The 4,334-nt window shown below is 73.6% G+C and carries 4 protein-coding genes; 3 read left to right on the top strand and 1 reads right to left on the bottom strand.

Features of this window, described 5'->3' with window-relative positions; genetic code table 11:
• The coding region (locus tag HLK59_RS48520; RefSeq protein ID WP_171148083.1) for a bifunctional adenosylcobinamide kinase/adenosylcobinamide-phosphate guanylyltransferase at positions 1–1,171 on the top strand (1,171 nt) is incomplete at its 5' end.
• On the opposite strand, the gene HLK59_RS48515 is transcribed toward HLK59_RS48520, so the two are convergent.
• Positions 1,160–1,672, bottom strand: a complete 513-nt coding sequence (locus HLK59_RS48515; RefSeq protein ID WP_171148082.1) for a methyltransferase domain-containing protein — start codon at positions 1,670–1,672, stop codon at positions 1,160–1,162. The two genes, HLK59_RS48520 and HLK59_RS48515, sit on opposite strands and share 12 nt — an antisense overlap.
• Before the next feature lie 137 nt (positions 1,673–1,809).
• Between HLK59_RS48515 and cobT the strand changes: the two genes are divergently transcribed.
• On the top strand, positions 1,810–2,898 hold the full coding sequence (gene cobT / locus HLK59_RS48510; protein ID WP_171148081.1) for a nicotinate-nucleotide--dimethylbenzimidazole phosphoribosyltransferase: 1,089 nt from the start codon (positions 1,810–1,812) through the stop codon (positions 2,896–2,898).
• Between the two features lie 157 nt (positions 2,899–3,055).
• Positions 3,056–3,730, top strand: a complete 675-nt coding sequence (locus HLK59_RS48505; RefSeq protein ID WP_171148080.1) for a hypothetical protein — start codon at positions 3,056–3,058, stop codon at positions 3,728–3,730.
• Positions 3,731–4,334: the final 604 nt, after the last annotated feature.

Below are 4,334 nucleotides of genomic sequence, written 5' to 3'. Positions count from 1 at the left end.
CGCCGGTCTCCCCCGCCCCGGCTGCCCCTGCGCCGCCTGCGCGGTGTCGCTCGGTGTTGACGCCCGGGCCGCCACCGCGCTGCTCGTCGACGGGGCGCTGTTGCTCGATCTGACTCCCGGTGCGGCGTTCGCGGCGGCTCGGGCCGGGCATTCGCTGGGCGGGGTCGCGCAGGTCCTGCTGTCGCATCCGCACGACGGGCCGGCCGTGGAGGTGCCGGCGGGGCTGCCGCAGCCGGGGCGGGTGCCGGACGGGCGGGAGTTGGCGCTGCTGACGGGGCATCGGGTGCGGGCGGTGGCGATGGACGCGCCCGGGACCGGGTACGCGGTGACCGGCCCCGACGGGCAGCGGCTGCTCTATCTGCCGCCCGGGGGTGCTCCGGCCGGCCTTGAGGAGAACGGCAAGGACGGCTACGACATGGTCCTCGCCGATGTCGTGGGGCGGCCGGACGCGCTGGCCAAGCTGCGCGCGGTCGGTGCGATGGGGCCGGCCACCGATGTCATCGCCGTCCATCTCGACCACGACGTGCCGCCCGGCGCCGAGTTGCGGCGGCGGCTCGCGGCGGCGGGCGCGCGGGCCGTGCCCGACGGGACGACGCTGACCGTCGGTGTCTACGAGGACGTACCCGACGTGCCGCGGCGGACGCTGGTGCTGGGCGGGGCGCGGTCGGGGAAGTCGGTGGAGGCGGAGCGGCGGTTGGAGTCGTTCCCCGACGTCCTGTACGTCGCCACGGGCGGGTCGCGCAACGGGGACGGCGAGTGGGCCGCCCGCGTGGCCACGCACCGCGAGCGGCGGCCCGGGTCCTGGCGTACGGCCGAGACCTGCGACCTCGTGCCGCTGCTCGCCGACGACGGGCCTCCGCTGCTGATCGACTGTCTGTCGCTGTGGCTGACGGACGCGATGGACGCCGTCGGCGCGTGGGACGACGCGGAGTGGGCCGACGGCGGGGAGCGGGCGCTGCGGGAGCGGATGCGGGAGCTGACGGACGCGGTGCGGGCGACCCGGCGGACCGTCGTCGCCGTATCGAACGAGGTGGGCTCGGGGATCGTGCCGGCCACGGCCTCCGGGCGGCGCTACCGGGACGAACTCGGGCGGCTCAACGCGGCGTTCGCCGGTGAGTGCGAGCAGGTGCTGCTGCTGGTGGCGGGGCAGGCTGTGCCGCTACGAGGGTGAGGGCTCCCGGCGCGCGATCACCCGGGTCGTCCTCGACAGACGGTCGAGGACGGGGTGACGGTTCGTCGGGAGGACCGTGCAGTCGTGGGCTTCGAGTTCGGTGCGCAGGTCGTCGGCGGCTCCCGCGGTCTCCATCAGGACATGGCCGCCCGGCCGGAGGAACGCCAGGGCGGCGGCGAGGTCCTCGACGGGGTTCAGGACGCTGACCACGTCGTAACGGCCGGCGAGGGCCTTGGTGAGGTGCGGGTCCGCCGGACTGCCGATGTACGCCTCCTCCACCCGCTCCGCCTCGCGGGCCCCGAGTACGGCCGTGGTGATGTCGAGGCCGTCGAACGACGTGTAGGGGAACAGCGCCTTGGCCACGGCCGGGAAGCGGGCGTCGCCCGTGCCGACGTCCAGCCAGCTCTCGGGCTCCGGGTCCAGTGTCAGCATCGCGCGGGCCGACGAGCGGTACCGCCGTCTTTGGTCGAGGTCGCTGACACGGGTGCGCAGGCGTTTCATGGGGGCTCCCTGAGACATACGACAATCCACTGCAAAACGGAACGTATGGGATCTCGATCTTGGGGGCAACGACGTCGGGTGCGCGTGGTGGCCATGTGGCGCCGTCCTGTTCGATCGGTGCCGGTACTGTTCGGCGAATGAGCTCGCTTAATCTCGACGACTTCTCCGATCTGATCGAGCGCCCCGACGGCGGGGTGCGCCGCGACGCCGAGGCGCGCCGGGAACGTCAGATCGTGCCGCCCGGGTCGCTGGGCCGCCTCGACGACCTGGGTGAGTGGCTGTCGGCGGCACAGTCCGCCGTTCCGGTACGGCCGATCGAACAGCCGCGGGTGGTTCTGTTCGCCGGTGACCACGGCATCGCCGAGCTCGGGGTGTCGGCCCGACCGGCGGGCAGCGCCGGGGAGTTGGTGCGCGAGGTCCTGGAGGGCGGGCGGCCGGTGTCGGTGCTCGCGCGGCGGCTCGGGGTGCCGGTGCGGGTGGTCGACCTGGCGCTGGACTGCGACCCGGAGTCGCTGCCCGGTGAGGTCGTACGGCATCGGGTGCGGCGCGGCAGCGGCCGGATCGACGTCGAGGACGCGCTGACCCTGGAGGAGGCGGAGGCCGCGTTCCGGGCCGGGGCCGCGATGGCCGACGAGGAGGCCGACTCCGGTACGGATCTGGTGGTGCTCGGCGATGTGAGCGTCGGCGGGACCACGGCGGCGGGCGTACTGGTCGCCGCGCTGTGCGGGACCGACGCGTCCGTGGTGACCGGGCGCGGCGGGCTGGCCATCGACGACCTCGCCTGGATGCGGAAGTGCGCGGCGATCCGCGACGCGCTGCGGCGGGCCCGGCCGGTGCTCGGGGATCAGCTTCAGCTGCTGGCGACGGTGGGCGGGGCCGATCTCGCGGCGATCACCGGGTTCCTGCTCCAGAGCGCGGTGCGCAAGCTGCCGGTCGTGCTCGACGGGGTCGTGGTCGCCGCCTGTGCGCTGGTGGGGCAGCGGATCGCCTTCCGGGCGCCGGACTGGTGGCTGGCCGCGCACGACAGCGGGGAGCCGGGGCAGGCGAAGGCGCTGGACCGGATGGCCCTGGAGCCGCTGCTGGAGCACGGGGTGACGGTCGGGGAGGGCGCCGGCGGACTGCTGGCGCTGCCGCTGGTGCAGGCCGCGGCGGCGCTCGCCGCGGAGCTTCCCGAGAAGCCGGCGGCTGTCGAGGAGGACGCCGAGGAGCCGGAGAAGGAGGAGTAGGTCCGGCCGAACGGACACGGGCGCCCATATCATCAGGATTCATGGGACATGCCCGATTCATCACCCGATACCGGGAGATCCAGGTCACTCGGGCCTCGCTCAACTCGCCGGTCATCGGATCGGTCTTCCACGGTGGACAGCACCTGGAGACGCGCCGATGAAGAGGATCGCCCGCTGGGCCCGCAACGAATGGGGTCCTCTGTATGTCGCCGTGCGCGGGCCGCTGGTCCGGCGGCGGTGGCGGGCGGTGCCGATGGCGATCGGGGCGGTGTGTCTGACGGCGGTGCTGCAATTCGTGCAGAACCAGTCGTGGGGTTATCAGTTCGTGCAGAACGTCGGGGCCGTACGGGCGGAGGACCCGCTGGGGCCGGCCCTTCTGCGCACGCCCCTGTCATTGTTCGTGCCCGCGCTGGATCTGCCCGTGTGGGGCGCGCTGGCGCAGATCCTGGTCGTGTTCGGCATCGCGGAGATCTGCCTGGGCTGGTGGCGCACGCTGGCCATCGCCTACACCGCCACCCTCGCCGGCACGCTGTACGCACGCCTCGGCATCTGGCTGGGCCCCGACAGCCCGATCGGCCTTCCGGCCACGGACGCCCAGGTCGTCGACACCGGCCCCTCGGCGGCCGTGGTGGGCCTCGCGGTCTTCCTGGCCTGGCGCTGTCGCGCGTACGTCACCGCAGTGGCCGTGATCGCGGCGATGGTGATCGAGGTGCTGCTCAAGGACAACCTCGCGGGCAAGGAACATCTGGCGGCCATCGCGGCGGTACTGATCCTGTGCGGAATCACGGAGGTACGACACCGACGGCGGACGGGGCGGGTGACGGCGCGGTGACCACGGGCGCGCCAGATCGCCTCAGGCATGCCCCGGCCGGCACCAGCGCCGGTGAACGGGGGTGCGACCCGCCGCCCGGCAGACAGACGTGCTGATGAACGAGGGCATGGGACAGCACCCTGCACACAGGCACGCCGGCGAGCGGGGGCACACAGGACGCACCCGGCACACAGCCGTATCGGCGAGCCGGGTAGCCGCGCCGACCCCCGGCAGACAAGCCTTTCGGTGGGCGAGAGCTTGGGGATCACCCGCCAGACAGGCCCGTCGGTGGGGGCGCCTGGGAGGGCACCCTGCGCACAAGTGTGTCGGCGGGCGGAGCGCGGGGCGTCGCCCGGCAGACCGACGTCGTTGGTGGGCGAGAGCGCGGGACGGCACCCGGCACACAAGCGTGTCGGCGGGCGGAGCGCGGGGCGTTGCCCGGCAGGCAGACGTCGTTGGTGGGCGAGGGCGTGGGCGAGCGCCCGACACACAGCCCGTATCGGTGAGCGTGAGCAAGGGGCGGCACCCGGCACACAGGCGTGCCGGTGGGTGGGTGTGGGGTGGTGTTCTGTTGGTGTGCGGGGCGGTGTCGGGTGTTGTCCTGCGGGGGCGTGTCATGGGAGGG

The organism is Streptomyces sp. S3(2020) (assembly GCF_013044505.1).
GTDB lineage: Bacteria > Actinomycetota > Actinomycetes > Streptomycetales > Streptomycetaceae > Streptomyces.
The sequence above is the reverse complement of the archived record's forward strand: the minus strand, read 5'-3'. Positions and strand labels throughout refer to the sequence as shown.